Below are 20,787 nucleotides of genomic sequence, written 5' to 3'. Positions count from 1 at the left end.
GAGACGTCAAAAGAGCGCAACCTAAGAGCCACCACCTCCTATAAAAGCTAAAGTAGTTGCTACTTTGGGTTATCTCATCGTCTCCACCCCTAGCAAATTATTCAATTGTAATGAACCATTGAAAATATAGGATTTGTTCCATCCTAGTTACAAACGAACCGGACAAACGCCCTTGCCATTTCCCAGATCAACAAATTCCTAATTGCCTGAGGAGTGTAGTCGATTTACGTTATCCTTAAGTTCCATGACGCCCGTTCGCCGCTCCCGACAAACTCTATGATACTACCGTTAGATCATGGAAATATTAACGAAATGTAAAATGTATGTTAAACGACTGTCACTTCAAGCACAATGCATCATGAACACGCTTACTACTCTGTTAATAAACAGATTCGCTATACGCCTGGTTTGGTGGATTCCCTCCTAAACTTAAAGATTTCAATTCGGCGAAGTTCTCAGATAGCGCTTTCAGAATAGTTTGTGCGAAACTATTTAATATTTATCATAGTGGAATTGACGTCGTCGAGTCTATAGCGAATTTTGTATCATTTTGTCGAATGATTAGGAATTTCATGTCGATAGCCCTGTTTTTTCACAGCATTATTTGCCTATCCTATGATAAAGCACCATTTCTTAGAGCACACTGGTATCACCCCAACGGTACGAGTGGTCTGGTTACTATGTGTTCATATTGTGTTGTTAGATGCATTTATCTGCTGCCAGCAGCAAATAATCGCCCCGATCTCTCATGATTCGACAAAAGCCATCTGATGAGCACTCGTGTGCTGATCCGATTCGCGTAGAAGGCCACCTGAAATATAAACAGGTGGCCTCTTCATACCAGTAGCGGCTAACAGCTCGAGTCCTTTTTCCCTGTTATGGAAATACCGGTCCGCAGCTGCTGATTTCATATTTCTTAACCGTGTCGCTTATAATATCGGCAACGGGTTTAGGCGGGTTTGCCACAGCTTGATGCCGCCTCAAATGCTCTTCCGACTCCCATTGTTCAAACAGATTTATCCGACCTGACTCCATCGGATCTGCTGCAATGATAAAGTCCAAGCAGCCTTCCCTGGATCGTGAAGTTAGGATCAAGTCCTCCAAGCTAGCCAAATATTTTTCCCGGTGCTCCGGGGCCACGTATAATTTTCCAGCTATTATAATCATTTTCTAAGAGCCTCCTTATTTTATTAGGGTTATGGATTCCGGTAAAGGGTTAATCCAATGGATCTGTTGGCACTAAGTATCTACTCATTTTAAGAATATTCTAGCTGGGGCGCACCTGCCTAAGCAAGACAATCGAGACCAAGGCAAGTGAAATAAAAATAACAGTGCTGAAAAGAGCTGTTACATTCAAGCCAGAAATAAAAGCTTCTCCGGAAGAGACAAGCAATTCAGAACTGAGTGGATCCGGTAGTTGTTCAGCAACGGACACTGCGCCGATGATGTTTTCAGTGGCCCTTTCCGCCGATTCCATCGAAATTCCTCCTGGGATTAGAACTTCCCGACGATAGAAAGCTGCCCCCACACTCCCCAAAACGGCCACTCCTAAAGAAACACCAAATTCCGCACCACTCTCTGATATTGCCGCTGCAGATCCCGCTTTATCAGGCGGAGCCGATCCGACAATTAGATCTGTCGCTAGAGCACCCATTGGACCTACCCCCATCATAACCAAAATCACACCGATAATAGCAACCGCTATTCCACTGCTTGTTTCCAACTGACTTAGAATGAGATAGCCTGCGGACGATATAGTCAATCCAGCCGCAATGACAAAGGCCGGGCGAACTCGCTTCACAAGTAGCGGTGCAAGCATCGTAGCAACAATCATCGCAAGCGAAGAGGGAATCAGCCATAGCCCTGCTCTTAATGGCGAGAGTCCTTCTACTAATTGAAGATAAAGATTAACAAGAAACAAGATCCCACCCTGAACGGCTCCGACAACTAGTGAAATAAATAAAGCAGCACTAAAGGTACGGTTTTCGAATAGGCGCAAATCCATAAGCGGATGAGTGAGCCGGAGTTGACGGAAGCAGAAAAGGATTCCGCAAAGCACACCAATTACAGCAACTACTGCCGTATCTATCTGTAGACCATGTCTCGCTAGCTCTTTCAAGCCATAAATGATAGGTAAGATCGTAGCAAGCAGCAAAGCTACGCTAATTAAGTCGAGCTTGCCAGCGTCAGCATTTCGATATTCTGGCAGCAGGAATGGTGCGACTGCCAGTAGAAGCAACATCACAGGGACACCAAGCAGAAAGACCGCTCCCCACCAGAACCACTCTATAAATACACCTCCTACGACTGGACCGAATGCCATTCCTCCCATAAAACAGCTCATCCATACGGCGATAGCCATTCCCCGCTGTTTGGGGTCCCCAAACATACTACTTATCAAAGACAAGGTCGATGGCATCAACGTCGCCCCGGCCACTCCCATTAATGCCCGGGTAACAATCAGCATTTCAGGACTTGTGGAATACGCAGCAAATACCGAAGCCACTCCAAAAGCTGCGGCACCAATCATCAGCAGCTTCCTCCGTCCGATCCTATCTCCTAAAGTACCCATCGTAATCAATAAACCCGCGATCATAAAACCATAAATGTCTGTGATCCACAGCAACTGAGTGCTATTCGCTCCAAGATCTGCGCTTAGATGCGGAAGGGCTAAATGAAGAACGCTTAAATCTATGGATAACAAAAGTGTAGGCAGAGCCAAAACTGCCAGTCCTAACCATTCCCGTTTCCCAGCTTGACGTACTGCTTCTCTGGATGAATCCAATATTTCTTCTTTTTGAGATTGTTCTATCAAACGCTTATCCACCTCTTTAATTTATTCATTCGTACTTTGCCCAATCGGGCATGAACTTGAATATTTCCAAGGCTGTTCATAATGCGATTGTGTATCTGGATCAACAGGCAGTTGTAGTTGATCCGCTATTGCCAGCATGACTTCCTTACAGAAAAAGTAGTTTTTATCCATCACTACTTTTTCTTCTTCGTATTCAAGAATTTGCGCTCGCCACAAGGTCTGGCTATTTCTTCTATCCGCAATATGGACAATAACGGGCTTTCCCCATATCCATCTCCAATCAGTGTGAAAGGATTCCGGAAAGGATGCCCAATTCATAGTAGATTTAATAGAATCTTTGCCTCTGACGATTCCTGTGTTGAGCAGGTGAATTTCCGCATGCTCTGCATACAAATCTACCAACCTCTCCATATCTTTATGATGAAAGGCTTGTACATAACTAGCAATAAGTGGCTGATCTTTCGCAGCCGAAATCCTTCTCTTATCAGGTTGATTACCTTGGTGAATGGACTTGAGGCTCCCTCTTGCTCTTGCAAGCAACGCATGAACAGCTCCTTCAGTAGTTTGCAGCATTTCGGCTACCTCCCTACCAGTAAAATCAAACACTTCCATTAGCAGAACCACTACAATCTGTCGTGATGGTAAGGTGCTTACCAGTATTTCGATTTCTTCAAGTACATGGAGGCTATTATCCTGCTGTGCAGCCATAGATTCACTGTTCTCCTGCAATGGACTGGTTTCAATCGGCTGCATTTTCCTGCGTTGATCGATCCATAGATTGGAGGCAATGCGAAACAAGTAGGATTTAGGCATAAAGGAATACCTGATTTGTCCTAATGAAGCGAATGCCTTCATTAACGTTTCCTGCATCAGATCTTCCGCATCCCACACATTGGAAGTCAGATGCAAGCAATACCTCCATAAAGCGGGTCTGTACTCATCAATCGACTGAATAAAGGAAGCGTATAATTTTTTTGCTTCCCTTCCCATATCATGCAGATCCACTTGTTAAACTCACCTCGCTTTTAAAATGAATTGGTGTTGCTATATATAATGACGTGTATAGTATTCGAATTCATACGGTCTATTTACAGAAAGATAAATCCCTCGGTTTATTCTTAAAACTAAATTCATGATTTTCTACAAGTCCACCTACTGGTAGATCTGCAAGTATACCAAACAACGACAGTTATGATTTCTTATTGATTGCTATCCTCCGTCGTGGCTGGCTTAACTTAGCCTACCATTTTACAGCAAAGGCAGAATACACATAAACCTTATCGATTCTGGGCAAAAAACCTTGACAACAATATTGTATTTGTGGGAGGTAAACCGCGTTGAACTTATATGGAAGAAATTATCCTGAACTCATTATCCGTTGAGGCTAAAAAAATACCGCCCGTCATATCGCTTTAAAGCGGATAGACGGGCGGTAACATACTAAGGATTTACATGAATCGTAAACGTCGATGTATTATTCTTGATTGGCGTAACGGTGTCGGTGATCTTCAAGTTATTGAAGGTCACGCTGCCAACCGCTGGACCCTGACCCGGCTCCGCCATTTCGTTAACCCAGATCCCTACGCCGGATTTGGCGTCAAATGCGTCACCGCTCTTTTTCGCCCCGGAGATGGTGATATTCGTGAAGATCGTATCCGTTACCGGGAATTGCGGCTGTCCTCCTACATAGTTCGTCTGGAACATGATGCCGTGGTACGTTGGATCGATAATATCTACGTCCGTTACGCGAATGCCCTGGAACACCTTGGAGGCCGAGAACAGCCACATCGCCGGGAAGGTCTGCTGGCCCCAGAAATGTCCGCCTGCCCGAACGATGGAGATATTCTCGAAACGGGTTTGAGGCGAAGCGCCAAAGCCGTTCATAGGGTAACCGAAATCCAGCGAGCTGATCGTCACGCCCGAGTAACACAGCGTATCAGCGATATAAATGTTGCGGAACGTATTTCCATATCCGCCGTACACCGCAAGTCCGGCTGCCCGCCAGGTTAACAGGGACGTCAGGTTCTCGTATACGTTGCCCGTCTGATCCGATCCTCCCGAATCAATGGCCGAGAACAGCGCAAAGCTGTCATCCCCCGTCGAGCGAGCTTCGATATTGCTGACGAGGTTATTCGAGCTGCCATTGGTCATGTTGATGCCGTCGGCAAACACGTTGCGGATTCGGGAATTGGTGATCTTCATGTTGTCCGTGTTGGCTCCCCAATACATGCATACCTGATGCTCGGTCCAGATGTTATCGATGGTGATGTTGGCAACGTTCGAGAAATCGAACACCTTGCCCGGACCGTCGATACGCGAAGTATAGTTGCCGAAGTAGGCGAAATTCGCAAAGGTCGATCCGTTTGCGGTGGAGTTTATGGTAAATCCGATGTCCGTGTTGTTCTGCGAAGCTGGTGCAGTAAACCTCGTATACCACGGGCCAGCTCCTATGATCTTCACCGGTTTGCCATAAACCTGAAACTTGTTGGAGGTCTGATAGGTTCCGGCAGGAAGATAGACGCCCACCAGATTGCCCGTCGTATCCATCCGGAATCGGTCAAGCGCATTCTGCACGTCCTGATGGGTGAACCCATTCGGAACGACGTATTTCGCCGGGTCCGGATTCGGCACAACCGCCACCTGCTCCAGATTAATGAAGTCTATGGCATATTGACTTGTGTTGGCGGCATCCTTTTGCAAACGGATCTTGCTGCCTGCCGGAATCGTTGTATCGAACATTAGGTTGGCTTCGTCATAAATATGGCGCGGCGCTCCTGCGGACGGGTTGTTGCTTGGATTTGCTTCATCTCCATAGAGCCACGCGTATTTGGATGTCAAATTCAACGTTTTGGTAAAGACGCCGTTGACATAGACGTTCAGAGTCGCATCGATTCCTCCCCCGCCCGGCGCATCCGGGATGGAGAAGCGCGTAACCAGCGTATTCGTGTTGGCTTTCGTTGTAAATTCCACATAACTGCCGGTGGAGTTCAGCGTCACTGCTTTACGGCCGGATGCTTCGCCGGCAATGTCTCCGATAATGCGGTTCGGTCCGACGACAGTAGCCCCTCCACCTACTACGGCATCTTCCGCTTCATACATGTCATAAGGCATATTGGCACCACGACCGATGAAGAGCGAGCTCGTAGAGATGTTATTATCCCGTTTGACCGGCAGCTCATTGGCATCTACAGCGACCTCCGTCTTCACGGTATACTTACCGTTCACGGCCGTCCAGTTGCCTAGATTGACCGGTTGTGCGGAAGCGCCGCTAGCGATAACACCATTCACAGCGCCGGTAAAGGTTCGGATAACATTATTATTGTTCGCATCGATCAGGGACACGGTAATATTATGCGCTCCTCCAGCGGAGGCGGCCGTTCCTTGGTTCTTCACGGTTACCGTGAAACTCACGCTGTTTCCTGCAGCCGGATTGCCCGGTGACCAACTGGTGGATGCCACAAGATCGGAGCTTTGAACAGGAGTGACGACCATGGAAGTCGGATGTGTGTAACTATTATTGGCTTCGTTCTGCTCAATCACTGTATTGTTCTCATCCACCTTGGCCGACAACGAATAGCTTCCCGCTTCTTTCGCGCCAAGATTTAGCGTCACATTCGCTGAAGCGCCGGCTGCCAAGCCAGCCACATTCGATGTACCGAGCTTCGTATTGCCGTGATAGAAATTGACCGTCGTCGCCCCGGAAGGCAGCGTGCCGATATTCTTGACAACAGCCGTTAGGACGATGCTATCGGTTTCTATCGGGTTCGCCGGTGACCAAGACATCCCTGTAATCGTCAGATCGGGGTTAGCGGCTGGTGTACCGATTACTTGAAACTCCGCAATCTGACCGCCCGATGAACCGGTATTGGAGGTGATTCTGAGCTGCACAGCACTAACCTTGGCTGTCACCGGAATAGTCACGGTATTGGCTGACGCGGGATTAAAGGTATAGTTCGCTGCAGATACAAGGTTCGTAAAGGAAGTCGCGCCCTGATCGCGCCCAAGGATCTGGATATTCTGGGTGCGCGTACTCCACTGCGAATCCGGATTCAACTTCAACACAACCGAAGAGATATCCGCGTTTGATCCAAGATCCACGGTCAGCGTATTCGGGTAAGTCCCCCCGGCCCCCTCCCAGTATGTGGTCAAACTACCGTCGTTCGCGTTAGAAGCTGTAAAAATATACTCATTCGATGATGCCGTGATCGGCTTGTTCAGCGCCAGGTTCGTCCCAGTGCCGCTGCCGCTTCCCGCGCGGGTTACCGTGTTGCTGGCAGCAGAGACATTGCCAGCGGCGTCCTTGGCTGTCACGTAGTAACTGACCGTAGCCGTTGTCGGCTGGTTATCGGTGTAAGTCAGCACATTGCCGGCTACACTTGCTCGGAGCGTATTATTGGCATAGATATCGTATCCGGTCACCCCAACATTATCTGTCGAAGCCGACCAAGTCAGCCGAATCTGGCCGGATGCGGGCTGCGTGTAGGCAAGATTGCCGGGCGCCGTTGGTGCCTGCGTGTCGCCCGCCGTCTGACCGTACACCTCGAATTCGGAGATTTGTCCGGCTGGCCAAGCGCTATTGGCCGTAAAGAGCAATCGTACATAACGCGCAGATTGCGCGGTGAAATTGATCGTCACCTTGTTGCCGTCTGCCGGATTGAACGTATAGGCGGCCGATGCGTTCAGATTGGTAAAGTTGGTGCCATTGCTGCTGCCTTGAACCGTCAACGTCTGCGTGCGTGTCTCCCATCCGCTGGCCGGCAGCTTCAGGATGACTTTATTCACATTGGCGGCGCTGCAAGATCAACTTGCAGCCATTGCGGGAAGGCGTTGTTGTTACTCTCCCAGTACGTGGCTTGATTCGAATCACTCGCGTTAGAAGCTACATAGGTCTGAGTATAAGAGCTGGCTGTCATATTCTTGCCGGCAGCCAAATTGCCCGGTTCTGCCGCAATCACGGCATCTGATGCGGCGGGTGCTGGCCCAGCCTCATTAAGGGGTGCCGACGCTGCTTCATCCGGTTGAGCGTTCACCTCGTCCGATCCTGGTGCCACGTCTTCGTCTTGTATCCGGATGTTGTCGAACTGGACAGCCCCCGATGATTCAGCGAAAGCACGTTCCGCCAAGCCGGCATTCGGATGATCACCAACTGGGACCAGACGAGCATCAGGATAAGGAAACACACTGCTGCAGGTCTCAAATCCTTTATAAACCTTCTGGATTTCATTAATTCAACCTCCTGAAATTCGGATGACGTTCCGATAGCTGACATCACTGGTATACGCCGTGTTTGCACTCTGATCACAAGGGCGTACAAGCAGGTGTATCCGCTTACATGATTACTCTTGCTTGGAAGCTTACCACCTCCTCGGTGATGTGATTATTGTCCTACATGTCAGTTCCATGCCAACATTCCATGCTGTGTCATTACTATAAAGGATTTCCAAATGAATTGGATATGCGTGATTGTATGTTTATTGTGTGGGTTTCTATGGGGGCGCTGGGAGACGCTTTATCCACAAGCGTTCCTCCCAGCGGATCTGTCCATCAACAGGAGCACTGCGTGATGGACAACGCTATCTTCTATTCAAATAGGGGAACCTGCGGGTCTTTCCCATTACAGTGGACCAGCATCGCATGCAGTTGCCCTCGATGGTGATACAGATGCCCCACGATTTCGAGCAGCCATTCATACCTCGAATAGGTGACTCCCCAGTAGGACTTCATCTCCTGATGGAGCTCCTCTTCTGTCATCTCTCGGAATGCCTGCTCCAGATACGAATAACTGCTTAGTAATTCAGTTTGTATGTCCTTCAGGTTATTGAACGACAAACCCGCGTAATAAGCGCTCATCTCTGTCTGATTAGCTCCGCCCGAAATGAGAAAATCAGCCCGGCAGACGACTGCGATATGCTGGAGCAGCTCTCCGACAGAATGTTTACCCTCCGTCGGCTTCATGAGCAAATCCCCTTCATCGAGCCTATCGATGATTGCAACCATCGAAACGACAGCCACCTCAATCTGATGTAATGCATATGTACAATAGGAATTCATATGTTCTCTCCAATCCGATTTAGATCCAGTGATCGATTCGATTCACTTCAATATTATAGAACATATGTTCCTATTTATTCAATCAAAAAAGCAACCCGACCCTCAATAGCTAAGAGTCGGGTTGCTTCACAACTACGTGACTATCCGATGTCACCCACCAGCTGATATCCGGTGGTATTCTCAAGCACTTCCACGTTGAACGTGCTGCCGTCAGCATCACGCACAACACTTACGGACAAATGGCCGCTTCCAATCGCAATCCGCTCGGCCTTCAGCTCGTTCATTCCTTCCGGCAGAAACGGAGACAGTGCGATTTCGCGCTTCGCCGCGTTCGGATACAATCCGAGCATCGCTTGCAGGAAGACAATCGAAGTACCTGCCGCCCAAGCCTGCGGCGAGCAGGTCGTCGGGTATGGAACCGGATGGCCTAATTCCCCATCATGCCCGCAGAACAGTTCCGGCAGACGTTGGTATTCAAAATGCACAGAAGCTTGCAGCAGGCCGGAAATGACCTTGCCTGCTTCGTCCTTGAATCCCTGCTTGCCAAGTCCCAGCAGGATCATTCCATTGTCATGCGGCCACACGCTGCCGTTGTGATAGCTTATCGGATAGTATCCGGCGGAGCCTGTGCTCATCGTACGAATACCATATCCATTGAACATGTCATCCTGTAGCATCCGCTCAGATTGGGCTTTGGCACGGCTAGCTTCCGGCAATCCACTCATGAGCACGTGTCCGGGATTCGAGGTAACGCTGCGGACTTGACGCAAATCGCTATCAAGCGCAATCGCATAACACTGTTCATCCTCCATCCAGAAGGCTGATTCGAATCGGACACGAAGCTCTTCGGCTTCTGTCTCCAGCTTGTGGGCCAGATCATGCTCGCCCAACTCCACGAACACGGGAGCCAGGGATGTCTTCGCTTGGTACACATACCCCTGAACTTCAGACAAAGCAATAGGCGACCGTGCATATTCCCTATTCTCATGAATGATGGAATTAGCGGAATCTTTCCAACCCTGGTTCGGGAAGCCTTTCTCGGCCTCTTGCTTGTATGCCATGAAGCCAGAACCTGCTTCAAGTGCAGCATCAATATAATCCAATGCACGCAGCATGTTCGGCTTCAGCTCCTCTGCCAAGGAAATATCGCCAGTCCAACGGTAATACTCGCCGATCAGCGCCAGGAATAACGGCGTGGAATCGATGGTACCGTAGTAAGGCGAGAATGGAGATTGATTCGTCGTGACAAGCTCTCCGAATCGAATCTCGTGCATAATTTTGCCCGGCTGCTCGTCCCGCCAAGGATCCGTCTTCTCACCTTGATAAGCTGCCAGTGTTCTCAAGGTTCCTTTGGCATGTTGCGGGTTCACCGGAAGCATGAACAGGGCCGTGATCAAGCTGTCCCTGCCGAATGGAACCGCGAACCACGGCAGTCCTGCTACCGTTGTATCGCCGAAGCCCACATCGGTGGTCAGCATGCGCAGATCTTGAAGCCCTCTCTGATATAAGCCGCTAAATAGCGTAGAATCCGACTGAACCCGTGAACTGTTTCCGTACCACTCTTCATAGGAGACTTCTAGTTCATTCAGCCCCTCCTCATAGGTCAGCGGCTCCGTAACGGGATGCTGCTCTGTTATCGGCATGATGAAGAATGTAATGATCTTCTGCTCTTGAGGCTTCAGTGACAACGGGAACGAGACCGTTCCGCTCTCATCGGCTTGACCGCCGTCCGCATCCCAGGAAATACGGGTCTGTCTTCTCAAGTGATCCGCTCCGACATAGGCCAGTGTTATATCCTGATCCCCTGTTAGAATACCCTCCATCTTGCCAACTTCCCCGGTACGGTATTTACGAACCAAGAACATATCTTGAAAATCAGCATCAAAGGAAACCGCGAACTCGATATTCGAATCCGTTATAAAATAATTGGTCAGCGTACAACGCTCGTACAAGATGCCATTATAGATGAAACGCTCCCGATGCAATTCAATGACGCCCTCATCCTTGGCTTCCTTCATCAGGCGGAATGAAGCAACATAACTCTTGTCTCCTGTAGAGGATAATAGCGACGGCTTCTCGCCATCGATGTGCACCTCCATCCGACTCAAGAAACGTGTATCTTTCGTATACAAACCATGACCTTGATCATCTCCAGATACGATATCGCCATTAAGCCCGGTCAGGAAGAACAAATCTCCTTCCTTGATAACACGATAGTCCATGTATGAATCCCCCTTCTATTCCGGTTTATTTAACAACCACGAGCTCAGCCTGTAATCCATCTTCAGAATGTGGTCCGACCCAGACATGAAACTTCCCGGGCTCTACCGTAAACTCAAGCCTTTCATCAAGCAGCCCAAGTTCTTCACGTCCAAGCCTAAAATGTACCGTCTGGCTTTCTCCAGGCTGCAGCTGCAGCTTGCGGAATCCCTTCAACTCTTTGACCGGCCGGGTAGTGCTTGCAACCAAATCACGGATATACAGCTGCGCGGTTTCCTCGCCAGCTCTTTGTCCGGTATTCGTTACGATCACGGATACTTGTACGGTTTCATCACGGCCAATCTGGTTCCGATCCAGCTGCAAATCGGTATATTTGAACGTTGTATAACTCATGCCATATCCGAATGGATACAGCGGGGAATCATCACAATCGATATAATCTTCGTACAAATGAGGACGTCCGGTATTCTTCCGGTTGTAATACATCGGAATTTGACCCGTAGCACGGGGAACGGTTACCGGCAGGCGACCGCTTGGGTTATGAGCACCAGTCAGTACATCCACAAGTGCATAACCCGTCGTGGTCCCCGGATGCCATGCTTCAACTACCGCATCGGCATGCTCATGCAGCCAAGGGGTAGCAAGCGGGCGCCCATTCATCAAGACGACCACGATCGGCGTATCGGTCTGAGATTTGAGCTCCTGGATCAGACGCTCCTGGCAAGATGGCAGGGTAATCGATGTCACATTGTAATGCTCACCGGTCATCGCTTCGGATTCTCCCACAACGACAACCGCGACATCACACTGCTTGGCAAGCTCCACAGCCCGCTCGACTCCACCATCCATCTCCTCCAGAATTCTGCTGCCCGGTTCGTAGAACACTTCGGCCATCGGAGCGATTTCCGATTGGAAAGCATCCCAGACCGTTACAACATCCCTCTCGCGGCCCTTCCAGGCCCAGCATCCCATCGAATTATGACGGTCATCCGCTAGCGGGCCGATCAGAGCCAGCTTCTTGTGCTTGCCGGTATCCAGCGGCAGAATCCCGCTGTTATTCTGCAGCAGCACGATCGACTTGCGGGCGCTGTCCCTGGCTTGTTCCAAATGAGCCGCAGGAATGGCCTGCCCATTTGGCGCATCCTCGTCCTCTTCAGCCTCTTCGCTCACATACGGACGCTCGAATAAGCCGAGGCGAATCTTCACCTTCAGGATACGCAGCACCGCATCATCCAGCAGCTTCAATAGCTCAGGATCTTCCTGGACCAGCGTTTCCAGATGTTCCAGATAGACTCCGGCGTGCATGTCCATGTCGACTCCTGCATTCAATCCCTTGAGTGCAGAATCCTTCCGGTCCTCCGCATAGCCATGGTAGATCAGCTCTTCGATCGACTCCCAATCGCTGACGACCATGCCCTCAAAGCCCCATTCCTGCTTCAATATATCCCGCAGCAGGTAACGGCTTCCGGAAGCCGGAACGCCGTTTAATTCGCTAAAGGCGCTCATAACCGACATGGCTCCGGCCTGGATTCCATGATCGAACGGCGGCAGCACGGTTTCGCGCAGCTACGTTCTGACATATCCGTTGTATCATAGTCTCGACCGCCTTCAATCCAACCATACCCGGCAAAATGCTTCACGCATGCAGCACCGTCGGATAGCCGTCCCCATTCGCGCTTTGAAAGCCTCTCACCTTCGCAGCAGCAGCCAAAGAGGACAGGTAGACGTCCTCACCCGTGCTCTCTGCGATACGCCCCCAACGAGGGTCACGGGTAATATCAACCATGGGGGCAAAGGTCCAGCGGATGCCTTGTGCTGCGGCCTCTGTCGCCGCAATACGGGCATTCTTCTCCATCCCTTCGATATCCCAACTGGCGGCTTCGCCAAGCGGGATCGGGAAGATGGTGCGGAAGCCGTGAATGACGTCATCCCCGATCAGCAGAGGAATCCCGAGCCGGGATTCCTCCACCGCCAGCCGCTGCAGCTCATTGATCTTCTTCGGACCATGTACATTTAGCAAAGAACCAACCTTGCCTTCCGCCACAAGCTTCAGCTCCCGCTCCTCGCACTTGCCGTATTGCACCGTCTGGCCAACTTTCTCGCTCAAGGTCATCTGCGCGAGCAGGTCCCTCGCACGCTGTTCCACGTTATCCATGTGATATCCCTCCCGGAAGCTCTTGTTTAACCTTTCACACCTGCATTCGAGATGCCCTCAATGTATTGGCGCTGGAACAGGAAGAAGAAGATAATGATCGGCAGTGTTGATAACACAACGCCCGCCATGATCATTGGGGTATTCTCGAAGAACATATCCTTCACACTGTTCAGACCGACTACCAGTACATACATTTCCGGCGTATTCGCAGCGTACTCGGAATCAGGTAACTGTTCCAGGTCCCGGCAAAAGCAAGAATGGACATCGTAATCAGAGATGAGCGAGCCAGCGGGTACACGATCCGCCAAAAAGCCCCCATCTTGGTTAGACCGTCAATACGTGCCGCCTCTAGAAACTCATTAGGTACCGAGACAAAAAATTGACGGAGCATAAAGATATATAGCCCTTGGTATAAGAATGGAACCGTTAAGCCCCAGAAGGTGTTGAGCCATCCGAGCTGAGCCACGTTCACGTATACCGGAATCAGGATCATGTGATACGGTACCATCATCGTGGCCACCACGATCCAGTAGACTATCCCCTTACCCTTGAAATTCAGCTTGGCCAGCGCAAATCCGGCCATCGGGTTAATGATGAGGTTACCAATCACCACGACCCCCGTCATAATGACGGTATTCAGGAACCATCTCGGTACGTTATACGCATCGTTGGTGAAGAAGATTTTGAAGTTCTCAAACGTCCAGTTCGCCGGTGAAGTGAGTGTATTCACATGTCGCATCGGGATGAGGGACGTATAGATCGTATAGAGAAAAGGAAGGGCGAATAAGAGCCCCAGGATAATCGTGCCGATATATAACAGCGGCCGACCGTTATTCGTACGGGTCTTCATTGCTCTCACTCCTTCTCATCCAAGAATTTTTTCTGCAGATACGTGATCAGCATGATAATCATGAAGAACAGCACAACCGCCGCACTTCCGTATCCGATGTTCATATAACGAATCCCGTGCTGGTAGAAATACGTCACGACCGTACTGGTTGCACCAGCCGGTGAACCGAGTGCCCCGTAACGGGAGATTGCCGCGATCTGGTCATAGATCTGAAAGCCCGCAATCGTGGACACCGATACGATGAAGAACGTAATCGGCTTCAGATACGGCACGGTGATATAGCGGAACTTATTCCATTTGTTAGCTCCGTCAATCTCGCCTGCTTCGTACAGATCCTTCGGAATTTCCTGCAGTGCCGACAAGTACACGATCATCGTGAACCCGGCCTGTTGGAAAATGAACAGAATACAGACGAACAGAAGCGCATAATTCGTATCCGCAAACCATGTCACATTCCCGAAACCGAGCATGCCGAAGAATTCCGTCAGGAACGTCCCCTGCTTAAAGAGCATCATGAACACGGTCGTAATCGCGATTTGCGATGTGATATACGGAATAAAGAATACCGTGCGGAAGATCCCTTTCCCCTTGAGCTTCTGATTGACCAGAATAGCCAAGAGCAAGCCAAGCAAAGCCTGGATCGGGATTGAGATCACCACAATTTGCAGTGAATGGAGCAGCGCCCGGAAAAATTCTTTATCTTGCAAAATCGTTACATAATTCTCAAGCCCAATGAAGCTGGCTTGATCCAGTGCCGCAAAATTCGCATCCTGAAAGCTGCGCACGAAAGATTGGATAAATGGATATAAAAACCACCACGCCCACAAAATCAAAAAAGGCAGCGAAAACAACCAGCCCAGCGTCTTGTCGGAATCAGCTAACGTACGAAACCAAGACGGCTTGATCTTGTTGCCAGTATGCTTACTGCTGTAATCGGACATAAGTTATTCCCCCACTCCTCTACTTCAATATTTGGATGGATCGTCATAATAAAGGCTCCCGCTCCCCTGATAACAAGGAGCGGGAGCGGTTATAGCCTAGTGTTTATTGGAATTGGCTCTGAATATCGTCCAGGATTTGCTGAGCCGTTTTGCCGGAACCGCCAAGAATCAAACCTTCCAATTCTTTGACAAGCTCATCGGTGAAACGCTTCGTATCCGTCGGATAGCCATAGTCTGTGCTGTATTCCAGCGCAGGCTGCAGTTCCTTAAACTCTGGGTTTTTCTCGAAATACTGCTCGGACAATTCAGCTACGGCCGGATTGAATCCCAGTTCCATGAAAGCCGTTTGCGTTGTATCGTTCGTCATATTGTAAGCGGCCTTAAGGGCTGCTTCTTTGTTCTTCGCATCTTTCAGGACCATGTAAGCATCCGAGCTCATGGTGCTGCCGTTCGTGGTTCCTTTAGGAACCGGAATCGCAACCATCTTCAGATCTGGATTAGCGTCTTTCAGATAGCCTTTGTACCAGTAACCGCCTGTGCTCATAGCGCCTTGCTCGTTACTGAATACTTCGCCGTCCCAGCCAAAGCCGAGCGATTTCGGCGTTACTGCCAGACCTTCATCGTACATATCAATAATCATTTCCAGTGCAGCTACGTTCTCAGGGGAATTGATGGTCTCGCCGTTACCCCAGCCGCCGCCAAAGCTTTTTACATAGTTGGTAATATGGAAGGCATCCAGATTCACGATAATTCCTTTCACATTGCCTTGATTCAATACTTTCGCCGCTTCGATCACTTCATCCCAAGTGGTAGGGTAGTCGCCAAGCCCGGCATCTTGCCACATCTGTTCGTTGATGAAGAACATCGCAGGCATATCACTGTTCGGAATGCCATACTGCTGTCCGTCTACATTCCAGATATCTTTCGAGGCATCCGGGAAACGGTCCATGTCCACACCTGTTGTACTCACGAGCTCATCGATAGGCGTAAACAAACCTTTGTTGATATACTCATATGCCCCTTCGTTGGACATCTTGATGAAGTCAGGTGCTACACCTGCCGCAATCTCACCAGGCAGCGTATTCCAGAACTGCTCACTGCTTGGATACTGTTTGATTTTCAGCTCGATTTCCGGATATTGTTCCGAGATGGTATCGGCTGCCTGCTGATAAATCTCCAAATCCTGCGCCGTACCCCAGAAACCGAAGTTAACCGTTACCTTCTCGCCGGCGCCGCCCGCATCGTTATCTGTACCGCCATTACCGGAATTGCCGCCACAAGCGGTTAAACCTACAATAAGAGCCAGGCACAATACCAGCATCGCAGAAAACTTCTTGTTTACTTTACCCATGATGCTACCCCCTACATTTCTTTTCGTCTTACCTTACATACTCATGATAAGGAATCCGGGCAACAAAAAAAATTAATCAAATGATGATTAATTTTCTGATATTGTCTATTTTTTTATGGTTAGGGTGCGTCCACGTATCTTTTTTTATGAGTTATCGCACTTTCTTCTCTATAATCACACTTCTTCTTTTCTGTATTGTTTGGGAGATACGCCTGTATACTTCTGAAACACGATGGCAAAATGGGCTTGATTGCTGAATCCTACCATCTCGGCAACATCGTATATTTTATAACGATAGTCCTTAAGCAGCGCTTTGGACTTCTCAATTCGCAGCTCATTAATGTAATCGAACAGCCCTTGTCCCACCTCCTGCTTGAACAGACGGCTAACATAGTTCGGGCTGACATGAAAAAGATCCCCAAACAGCTTCAAGGACAAGCTCTGCGCATAATGTTCCTCCGTATACTCGATAATGTTCCGCGTAAGCTGGCTATATCCCCTATGCTCCGTACGCTGACGGCTCAGCAGCCGTTCTTCGAACCAATCGCGGTAATGAGCGGACAACTCGGCGAAGCTCGTAAGACGCTCCAGTTCCTGCCCCTCGGAAGGACTATCACTCGCTGCGTAATCGCCGTTATCCATCATAAACAGCAGGCCCTCATAGATCTTGCGAACCTCTTTCTCCTCCAGGCTTGCTTCTTGCTCCAAGCGTGTTTCCCACCTCGACAGCAGCTCGAGGAAATAATCGGCGCGCCCCTCTCTTAGCGCGGCCTTCATCTGGGTTACATACTCATCAGCCTGTTCTTTGCCGTCATGCTGCTTGAATCTCATATGCTGATAGTAAAATACGGCCTGTTCAGGCTGATAGAATTGCTGGCTCAATGCGTTGGCCGCCTGGCCGTAGGCCGCAGGAATCCCTTCGTAATCCGCGAACCAATCACTAATGCCGAACACAATCTCGATGTTTACAAACCGCTTAAGCGCTGAACTGATCATCTGAGTCAATTGATTCACACGATTCAAGGACGCCAGCAGACTCTTATGCTCACTGTTGCTGACGAACACGACACCGCGCTGATCATCCAATTGAAGATACTCTACTTCGCGTTCGGCCTTTATGATCTCTCCGACGACGTTATTCACCGTGCTTGGCAAGATGGATGCGGTCTCCTGGGTGTAACGTTTCAGAACGGTATGATAATCCTTGATCATGAACAACAAGACGTACATGTTTCCATCCCGCAGCCGGGTCTGCTTCAAATTTGAAACTTGTCCATGCAACGCATCATGCAGCCATTGCGCCTTTTGATGAACCGGGTTCTTGTGCATCGTAGTCGAGGAGCTTGAGCCTAACTCGAATTGCTCCCGTATATTTTGCAGCATCGCCGTCAGTTCGCTTTCGTTAATATCCGGCTTGTGGAAATAATCGAACGCCCCGAGCTTCAACGCTTCCTTCACATATTGCATATCATCAAAGCTGCTAAGCACCACGGTGTGAACCGGTATTCCCCGATCCCGAATGATGCGCAACACCTCGATCCCGTCCATCTTCGGCATTTTGATATCCAGCAGCACTACATCGGGGGCCAATTCAGCGATCATCTGCAGCGCTTCTTGCCCATCGCCCGCCTCACCGACAATGTCTACTCCCTGCGCTTTCCAGTCTATGGCTGATTTAATGCCGATCCGAACGAGCGGTTCGTCGTCTACTATAAGAATTCGCACTTGCTATCACCCTGCACTTTCTTTACGTGATGATCGGAACCCGGATCAGGGCGATCGTCCCGCCTTGTTCACGCCGCTGAATCCATAGGCCATATTCCGGGCCGAAATGCAGCGATATCCGGTTTCGTATATTTTCAAGTCCGATCGAATTGAATCCGTCTTGTGGACCGTCCTGTTCCTTCTTCGCTTGCCGATCCTCCGGAAATCCGCGCCCATTATCCTCGACTTTCATAATTAAGGACCCCTGCTCTTCATAGATGGATATCACAAGGCTTCCACGATAATCGATACCCTCGAACCCGTGGAACACGGCATTCTCGACCAGTGGCTGGAGCAGAAATTTCAGTGTTCTGTAATCCAGTACCGCAGGATCAATGTTATAGGTAACATCGAATTTATTGAAATAACGGAAATCGAGGATCTTAGTATAGTTCTCCATGAACTCAACTTCCTCGGCTATGGTCACATCATGCCCCTCCTTCTTGACCGTAAACTTCATGACGGAGGAGAACGCCTGAAGTGCCTCCTCAATACCAGCTGCACCCTGCATCTTGGCCATCCACTTAATGACGTTCAGCGTATTATAGATAAAATGCGGACGAATCTGCGATTGCAACGCGTTCAGCTCCAGCTCCCGCTTCTCTTCTTCCTCCACATAAATCCGTTCAATTAATCCCCTGATTTCTTGCAGCATCTGATCCACGGTTCGGTTGATGACCCCGATCTCGCCCTGCTGCTGCGTATCAAAACTTATATGAAGCTGTCCTTGCGAGACCAGCTTCATCTGGCTATTGAGCACCGACAACGGCTTCATAATCGTGGTTGCAATACGCACCGATATCAGGATCGACAACACCAACAACAGAATTAGCGTCCCTACCAATACGCCCATCATAAGGTACACAATGGAGAACAGATCCTTCTTAGGTATTACGGTCACGGCTTTCCAATCCGTTAGGGTCGATGAGGAAGATATCATGTACGTATCCCGGTTGATCTGGGTGTTGATACCACCATCCAAGCTATATTGTATATCTTCTCCCAACACGGCCGATACCGGCTGACCAATCTCTTCGGGGATTAAACTGTGCACGATACGATCGGATTCATCAATCAAATAAAAGGTCGTATTCTCCGAAAAAGCCGTATCACTCCACAAAGTCTTCAGCTTATCCACCGAAACATTAAACAGAATAAACCCGAGATCTTCCTTCGTATAAGGGTCGGTAATGGCTCGGCCAATGGATACAACCGGAATCCCTCTAGCAGATAGCAGACGTTCCTCATGAATGCCGATGGGAACAAAGCCGCCCCTTGCTTCTCGGATCTTCTGGATAAAGGGCTCTTGCGTAAATGTTTCCTTGAAGTACGCGAGGTTCATATATTCTCGATTGCTTCGTCCGATAATCGACTGACTGTTCTCATGATAGATGACAACCGAATCAATCAAATCGGAATACAACATGATTCCGCTCTGAATCAAGCCGTTCACTCTGTCGAAATCCTGACCCCGCTCCAGCAGAGGATACGTCGCCTTGTTATAATCCTTTCGCATGATGGGGTAGAGGGTGGCATCTTGAATCGGAAACATCGACAATCTCAGCAGCGGCTGCAAGGAGGTGTCGATGTTGCGGATAATCTGCTTGTTGTTCTCTACAGCCGCATCAATCATCGTGGTCCTGTTGTTCTCCACGTATACCCAGGATACAACGCCCCCGATTAGAATCAGCGGCACAATGATGAAGCAGGAGAAGGCCGCAATCAGCTTGCGCTCAAGGCTCCACCCGTATATTTTTTGCCGTAAACGATTCTTCCAGCTACTCATGGTTTTTCGTCTCTTTTCCTATCAGGACTGTCCCGCGCCGCTCATGCGGAATTTTCTCGGTGTCATTCCCGTAAAGTTTTTGAATATTTGCGTATAATAACTCTGGCTGCAGAACTTGAACGTGAAAGCAATCTCGGAAATGCTTTGGTTCGTATTCGTCAGCAAATGCTTGGATTCCTCAATCTTGCGCTGATTGATGAAGGTGGTTAAGGGCAAGCCCGTTTCCTTCTTGAATCGATCGGACAAATAGCTCGGGTGGACCTTCAAATAGTCCGCAACGGATTGTAAACTCAGCGCCTCAAAGATATGCTCCCGAATGTAGTAGATGGACAAGTTCACAATATGCGAGTACGTCAGTTCTTCCTTCTCGGAACGGATCATCGATACGAACTGCACCAGCATCTCGTATTCGAAATGAATCAATCGTTCCACTTCCGTCATCTTCTCGATTTCCAGGATTAACGTATCGCTCAGATGAAAAGCGATTTCGGCATCCACACCGCCTTTGATGATGGCGCGGGTAAATAAGGTACAAGACGCAATCAGTGCATTCTTCTTGGAACGGAGCGGATAGGAGGCAAGTACCGCTGCTTCCAGTTCATTAATTGTGCGCAACATCGCCATCGCTCGATGCTCATCGCCCAAACGGATCGCCTCCAGGAGCTCATGCTCATAATCGAAAGGAGGATGTATGAAATTCTCGCGCAAATAATCCATGCGCGACGACAAATAATAGGGTTGATTCCCAATCCGGGAAGGCTTCGTCATTATTTCCACACCACCTAAAAATATTGATAAAAACCTTAATATTTTAGTATAACATAACCCGATTTGGCTCTAAAATTCAAGCATAA

At 49.2% G+C, this 20,787-nt stretch carries 16 protein-coding genes; all 16 read right to left on the bottom strand.

Going from position 1 to position 20,787, the window contains the following annotated elements; translation table 11 throughout:
- Positions 1-876 precede the first annotated feature (876 nt).
- The 16 genes from JCM10914_RS09365 to JCM10914_RS09305 all read right to left on the bottom strand — a co-directional run bounded on the left by JCM10914_RS09365 (position 877) and on the right by JCM10914_RS09305 (position 20,701).
- A complete protein-coding gene (locus JCM10914_RS09365; RefSeq protein ID WP_023960002.1) occupies positions 877-1,167 on the bottom strand; it encodes a putative quinol monooxygenase in 291 nt (96 codons plus the stop codon).
- A 100-nt stretch (positions 1,168-1,267) separates the two neighbouring features.
- Positions 1,268-2,815, bottom strand: a complete 1,548-nt coding sequence (locus tag JCM10914_RS09360; protein ID WP_023960001.1) for an MFS transporter — start codon at positions 2,813-2,815, stop codon at positions 1,268-1,270.
- 21 nt (positions 2,816-2,836) lie between these two features.
- Complete coding sequence (locus JCM10914_RS09355) at positions 2,837-3,820, bottom strand: sigma-70 family RNA polymerase sigma factor (RefSeq protein WP_023959999.1); 984 nt, start codon at positions 3,818-3,820, stop codon at positions 2,837-2,839.
- A 435-nt stretch (positions 3,821-4,255) separates the two neighbouring features.
- On the bottom strand, positions 4,256-7,597 hold the full coding sequence (locus tag JCM10914_RS09350; RefSeq protein WP_023959998.1) for a CARDB domain-containing protein: 3,342 nt from the start codon (positions 7,595-7,597) through the stop codon (positions 4,256-4,258).
- Complete coding sequence (locus JCM10914_RS31750) at positions 7,594-7,995, bottom strand: discoidin domain-containing protein (protein WP_023959996.1); 402 nt, start codon at positions 7,993-7,995, stop codon at positions 7,594-7,596. The genes JCM10914_RS09350 and JCM10914_RS31750 overlap by 4 nt, the downstream gene beginning before the upstream one ends.
- Positions 7,996-8,395: 400 nt before the next feature.
- Positions 8,396-8,866, bottom strand: a complete 471-nt coding sequence (locus tag JCM10914_RS09345) for a DinB family protein (protein WP_023959994.1) — start codon at positions 8,864-8,866, stop codon at positions 8,396-8,398.
- 140 nt (positions 8,867-9,006) lie between these two features.
- Positions 9,007-11,088, bottom strand: a complete 2,082-nt coding sequence (locus JCM10914_RS09340) for an amylo-alpha-1,6-glucosidase (RefSeq protein ID WP_023959992.1) — start codon at positions 11,086-11,088, stop codon at positions 9,007-9,009.
- A gap of 25 nt (positions 11,089-11,113) precedes the next feature.
- Entirely contained in the window at positions 11,114-12,640 is a 1,527-nt protein-coding gene (locus JCM10914_RS31315) for a glycoside hydrolase family 3 C-terminal domain-containing protein (RefSeq protein WP_023959991.1), read from the bottom strand.
- A gap of 82 nt (positions 12,641-12,722) precedes the next feature.
- Positions 12,723-13,241 carry a glycoside hydrolase family 3 N-terminal domain-containing protein gene (locus JCM10914_RS31310; RefSeq protein WP_023959989.1) on the bottom strand — a complete coding sequence of 173 codons (519 nt, stop codon included), beginning with the start codon at positions 13,239-13,241 and terminating at the stop codon, positions 12,723-12,725.
- A gap of 26 nt (positions 13,242-13,267) precedes the next feature.
- The gene (locus tag JCM10914_RS30000) at positions 13,268-13,435 is read right to left on the bottom strand and encodes a hypothetical protein (RefSeq protein ID WP_023959987.1); all 168 of its coding nucleotides are present in this window, start codon (positions 13,433-13,435) and stop codon (positions 13,268-13,270) included.
- On the bottom strand, positions 13,420-14,091 hold the full coding sequence (locus tag JCM10914_RS09330; RefSeq protein WP_023959985.1) for a carbohydrate ABC transporter permease: 672 nt from the start codon (positions 14,089-14,091) through the stop codon (positions 13,420-13,422). Before JCM10914_RS09330 ends, JCM10914_RS30000 begins: the two co-directional genes overlap by 16 nt.
- 5 nt (positions 14,092-14,096) lie before the next feature.
- Complete coding sequence (locus JCM10914_RS09325) at positions 14,097-15,032, bottom strand: carbohydrate ABC transporter permease (RefSeq protein WP_023959983.1); 936 nt, start codon at positions 15,030-15,032, stop codon at positions 14,097-14,099.
- 103 nt (positions 15,033-15,135) lie between these two features.
- Positions 15,136-16,383 carry an ABC transporter substrate-binding protein gene (locus JCM10914_RS09320; RefSeq protein ID WP_023959982.1) on the bottom strand — a complete coding sequence of 416 codons (1,248 nt, stop codon included), beginning with the start codon at positions 16,381-16,383 and terminating at the stop codon, positions 15,136-15,138.
- A gap of 174 nt (positions 16,384-16,557) precedes the next feature.
- Positions 16,558-18,108 (bottom strand): response regulator, encoded by a 1,551-nt coding sequence (locus tag JCM10914_RS09315; RefSeq protein ID WP_023959980.1) that lies wholly within the window; start codon positions 18,106-18,108, stop codon positions 16,558-16,560.
- Between the two features lie 22 nt (positions 18,109-18,130).
- A complete protein-coding gene (locus tag JCM10914_RS09310; RefSeq protein WP_023959978.1) occupies positions 18,131-19,933 on the bottom strand; it encodes a sensor histidine kinase in 1,803 nt (600 codons plus the stop codon).
- Between the two features lie 21 nt (positions 19,934-19,954).
- On the bottom strand, positions 19,955-20,701 hold the full coding sequence (locus tag JCM10914_RS09305; protein ID WP_023959976.1) for an AraC family transcriptional regulator: 747 nt from the start codon (positions 20,699-20,701) through the stop codon (positions 19,955-19,957).
- Between the last annotated feature and the right edge of the window lie 86 nt (positions 20,702-20,787).

Source organism: Paenibacillus sp. JCM 10914 (genome assembly GCF_001315105.1).
Taxonomy (GTDB): Bacteria; Bacillota; Bacilli; order Paenibacillales; family Paenibacillaceae; genus Paenibacillus_AQ.
Note: the sequence above shows the minus strand (reverse complement) of the source record. Positions and strands in the feature narration are given on the sequence as shown.

Bases quoted from the DNA above. Each gene is read 5' to 3' on its own strand.
- JCM10914_RS09365 (WP_023960002.1), bottom strand. From the start codon at position 1,167: ATGATTATAATAGCTGGAAAATTATACGTGGCCCCGGAGCACCGGGAA.
- JCM10914_RS09345 (WP_023959994.1), bottom strand. From the start codon at position 8,866: ATGAATTCCTATTGTACATATGCATTACATCAGATTGAGGTGGCTGTC.
- JCM10914_RS09340 (WP_023959992.1), bottom strand. From the start codon at position 11,088: ATGGACTATCGTGTTATCAAGGAAGGAGATTTGTTCTTCCTGACCGGG.
- JCM10914_RS31310 (WP_023959989.1), bottom strand. From the start codon at position 13,241: ATGGATAACGTGGAACAGCGTGCGAGGGACCTGCTCGCGCAGATGACC.
- JCM10914_RS30000 (WP_023959987.1), bottom strand. From the start codon at position 13,435: ATGTATGTACTGGTAGTCGGTCTGAACAGTGTGAAGGATATGTTCTTC.
- JCM10914_RS09330 (WP_023959985.1), bottom strand. From the start codon at position 14,091: ATGAAGACCCGTACGAATAACGGTCGGCCGCTGTTATATATCGGCACG.
- JCM10914_RS09325 (WP_023959983.1), bottom strand. From the start codon at position 15,032: ATGTCCGATTACAGCAGTAAGCATACTGGCAACAAGATCAAGCCGTCT.
- JCM10914_RS09320 (WP_023959982.1), bottom strand. From the start codon at position 16,383: ATGGGTAAAGTAAACAAGAAGTTTTCTGCGATGCTGGTATTGTGCCTG.
- JCM10914_RS09310 (WP_023959978.1), bottom strand. From the start codon at position 19,933: ATGAGTAGCTGGAAGAATCGTTTACGGCAAAAAATATACGGGTGGAGC.
- JCM10914_RS09305 (WP_023959976.1), bottom strand. From the start codon at position 20,701: ATGACGAAGCCTTCCCGGATTGGGAATCAACCCTATTATTTGTCGTCG.